Here is a 3,674-nt window from a genome sequence, read left to right on the forward strand (position 1 = left end):
TTAGTGATCATAATCCCCCCTTAAGGCTGTTGTGTGTTTATGCGTGCGTTATGACAGAGCGCGTAGTTATAAGTTTTAAAAAATTGGATTAACTCAACTCAGACACACACTGCATGCATCATCTATTAATTCGATTTCTTCTTTTCTTTTTTCGATGAGTTCATCCCTTAAGAGATCAAGCTTACTTTCGACTAAGCACATAAACAAGATTAGCTTACTTAAGCGATAAAAAGATGATAACTCTTGAGAAAAATAATTATCAAACCAGTCCGTAAAAGCTTGCGTAAACACAGATAAAAACCATTGATTAAAGTCATCGTACGGCAATAACGGAAAATAATTTCTATCATCACGCACAAAGATACTATGCAGCATATAGACAAGAAAACCTGTTGATGAGGGATCTATGCTTGTTTCAAGACATGCATCTTGAGGCGAACGGACACCATAATATATGTCTTTTTGTCCAATCTTATTAACAAGATCAATCAACTGGACTTTGCTTATAGTGATCTGTGGGACATCTATCATCTCTGATCTTTCTTCTTTAAGAGTGTGAAGGGTGCTGTTGATGTTTGTTATTATCTGTAGGGGTACCAATAAAAGCAGAACTAGAGCCAGAACATCCTTTCAGTTGTTGCAGCTTTAGATAATTCTTTAAAGATAGACCTTTTCCTTGTTCCCAACGACAAACAGAGGCTTGCTTAACGCCTAAAATGTCTGCTAATTCCTTTTGTGTTAGCGATAAACACTTTCGGATAGATTTAATCTTGAATTTTTCCTCTGTGTCCATTTGAGTTAAGTCCTTTATTTTAACCATATACGCAATTGTATAACATATATTAAAAAAAACAATAGATTTTTTTTAATTTAAAAATCATAAGTAACTAATTATGACGAAAAATATCATTGCTACATTGCAAGTATTGCAATCTGAATTTGGTCTCAGTCAAAAAGATCTTGCCGATAGACTAAATGTAACTCAAGCAACCGTATCAAGATGGTTAGGAAATGAATCAGATCCTAGAGGTTCACACAGAGACGCAATTTTAGAACTTTATAAAAGCTTAAAGGGTTATAATCAAATTACTACACTTGTTCCTGTTATGGGATATGTAGGAGCAGGATTAGAGATTGACACCGATGTTGAGCAAATCCCAGAAGATGGGCTTGAAACAATTGAAATACCATTTGATTTGCCTTTTGAAGCAATAGGTTTCGTGGTTCGTGGAAATTCTATGTATCCTGTGTATAAAGATGGTGATTTAATCGTAGTTAAACATCTGCAAACAAAGCCAGTGAGCGATTATTACGGTGATGAAGTCATTGTTCTGACAGAAGATAATAGGCGATTCATCAAACAAATTACTCGCTCTTCAGAAGGCATTGTACTCAAATCATGGAATGCAGATCCCATTAAAAATGTTAAGATAAAATGGATTGGGGAAATAATTTCAATACTGCCACGTAAAGCTTATCGCTTGCTTACGAAATAATTCACAAGTCAACCTTGAATTCTCTTATTTTGAAGATGGCATTTAAGTGAAAATGCAAAAAATAGTGGATAAATGTACAAATGACTTATTTGCCAAAAGATAGACTTAAAATAGCGCGTAAGAATGCTGGATATGCAACACCAAGCGAAGCTGCGCGCGCTATACCAGCTCTTAATCAAAATACCCTAATTAGTCACGAAAATGGAAATCGTGGTATTTCGCGCCAAATAGCCGAGCTCTATGGACAAGTATTTAATGTAGATCCGGGGTGGATTTTGTATGGCGAGTCTCCTCAAGAAAATCCTAACCTCAATATAAGTATTCCTCTCGTTTCATGGATTAGCGCTGGAGAGCTAAGCGAACAAGATGGAATAATGGACTTTTCAGATTGTCCTAAAACAGAGGCTGTTAATCTTCCCGCTGGTGAATGGATTGCTTTGCGTGTAGATGGCACATCTATGAATAAAATTAGCCCTCCAGATTCTATAATATTTGTAAATATGCGAGACAAAAAACTTGTACCTAATGCCTGCTATGTAATTGCAGATGAATCTGGACAAGCGACATATAAACGATACAGACCTAATGATGATCCGCCTTTTCAGCCTGCTTCATACGACAAAACAATAAAAGCTCCAAAACTTGAAGGTGCTATCTCTATAATAGGTCGTGTACGACGTACTATTCTTGATATGTAAACACAATGCGATTCTCTGTTCACGTTATCAATGAGATTGCCATCAACAGATTGAAGCGAGTTTGATTGATTTTTACCAGTAAACCGCACATTTACTGATTTTAAAATCAACTTTTAATTCCATTGTTTTTGAAGATGCTATTTAAGTGAAAATGCAAAAAAATGAAATATATGTGATTTTTTGCTTGCTTATATTTATACATTTGCGTATAAGTAATTATACAAACCACGCACAAACAATCGCCAAGAGGCGTTAGGGAGGAGAAATTATGGAAAATCCAATTCTTATAAATTCTGATGAAATTTTATTAGTTGTCTATAATGATGATCAAAACATTGGTCGGTCTGGACCACTTGATGCAAGCCAAATTCTAAGCATTGTTGATGAGGTAGATGATGCAATCCAAATCTTTCGTATAAATCCTTCTGAGAATAATTGTGAAGACATTTCTGAAGAAATTGCAGAAGCATATGTAAAAGAAAATATTGAACATCTCCATGAGGATAGTAAAGTTCATGACTTTATACGCGAAAGTGATGCTTACAATGATCTTTTATCTGAGTTAGCAGAAGAAAAATATAATGATGAGGTCTACGGGACCTATGAAGAGCAAAATAAATTACGTCTTTGTGATGTGCTTTAAAAATTCTAAAGGGCGCATTTAAAAGCGCCCCCTTTCATTCATCAATCCCATCAATATGAGGTTCGTAATGGAAAAGCCTATTGCTATCCAGCACAATACAATCAAACACGAAACCGTTCAAACGGTCAACGCTCGTGAGTTACATGCGTTTTTGGAAATTGGGAAAGATTTCTCTACTTGGATTAAGGACCGTATTCATCAATATGAATTTGAAGAGGGAAATGATTTCATAAAAACACAAGATTTGCGGTCCCCAAAATTGGGGAGCGCAAAATCTAGAGCTGTTACAGCTATAGACTATCACCTCACATTAGACATGGCAAAAGAGCTCGCCATGGTAGAGCGTAATGAAAAAGGTAAACAAGCCCGTCAATATTTTATTGAATGCGAGCGGCGTGCAAAGCAAGTTGTTACACCACAAATCGATTACTCAAGTCCACAAGTAATGTTAGGTGTATTAACTCATCTAAAAAATGAAAATGAGCGTAAAGACATCATCATTGAAGATTTAAAACCAAAAGCAATGGCTCTTGAAAGCTTACAACGCTCTGATGGGCTCTTCGGTCTTACTGAAGCCGCTAAAATACTCGAGATGCAACCAAAACAGTTCATTCAATTCTTACAGCAAAAAGGTTGGGTTTACAGACGAGCAGCAGGTGGAAATTTGCTTCCTTATCAAGACAAAATCCAAAAGAAACTTATGGATTGTCCAACTATCACACTTCAAACCGCAAATGGAATAGAAAAAGTCGTACCAGCAGCAAAAATCACAGCAAAAGGAATTGGTGTGCTGTCTCAAGAGCTTAAAAGACAAAGCATGCATTAAGAGGCTATTGT

At 36.1% G+C, this 3,674-nt stretch carries 6 protein-coding genes; 4 read left to right on the top strand and 2 right to left on the bottom strand.

The window, feature by feature from the left end:
• Positions 1 to 93: 93 nt before the first annotated feature.
• Both ACFIJS_RS08645 and ACFIJS_RS08650 read right to left on the bottom strand, forming a co-directional pair.
• Positions 94 to 531, bottom strand: coding sequence for a hypothetical protein (locus ACFIJS_RS08645; RefSeq protein WP_375651198.1), 438 nt, complete (start codon positions 529 to 531; stop codon positions 94 to 96).
• 16 nt (positions 532 to 547) lie between these two features.
• Positions 548 to 793, bottom strand: coding sequence for a helix-turn-helix transcriptional regulator (locus tag ACFIJS_RS08650; RefSeq protein WP_375651200.1), 246 nt, complete (start codon positions 791 to 793; stop codon positions 548 to 550).
• Between the two features lie 100 nt (positions 794 to 893).
• Here ACFIJS_RS08650 and ACFIJS_RS08655 point away from each other — a divergent pair, with 100 nt between their 5' ends.
• The 4 genes from ACFIJS_RS08655 (at position 894) to ACFIJS_RS08670 (ending at position 3,663) form a co-directional block, all read left to right on the top strand.
• A complete protein-coding gene (locus ACFIJS_RS08655; protein WP_375618830.1) occupies positions 894 to 1,496 on the top strand; it encodes a S24 family peptidase in 603 nt (200 codons plus the stop codon).
• 80 nt (positions 1,497 to 1,576) lie between these two features.
• The gene (locus tag ACFIJS_RS08660) at positions 1,577 to 2,194 is read left to right on the top strand and encodes a S24 family peptidase (protein ID WP_375651202.1); all 618 of its coding nucleotides are present in this window, start codon (positions 1,577 to 1,579) and stop codon (positions 2,192 to 2,194) included.
• A gap of 268 nt (positions 2,195 to 2,462) precedes the next feature.
• Entirely contained in the window at positions 2,463 to 2,837 is a 375-nt protein-coding gene (locus tag ACFIJS_RS08665) for a hypothetical protein (protein WP_375651204.1), read from the top strand.
• 67 nt (positions 2,838 to 2,904) lie between these two features.
• The gene (locus ACFIJS_RS08670) at positions 2,905 to 3,663 is read left to right on the top strand and encodes an antA/AntB antirepressor family protein (protein ID WP_375651206.1); all 759 of its coding nucleotides are present in this window, start codon (positions 2,905 to 2,907) and stop codon (positions 3,661 to 3,663) included.
• Positions 3,664 to 3,674 lie beyond the last annotated feature (11 nt).

Origin of the sequence: Bartonella sp. OT172YNZD, assembly GCF_042193725.1 — a bacterium.
Taxonomy (GTDB): Bacteria; Pseudomonadota; Alphaproteobacteria; order Rhizobiales; family Rhizobiaceae; genus Bartonella; species Bartonella grahamii_A.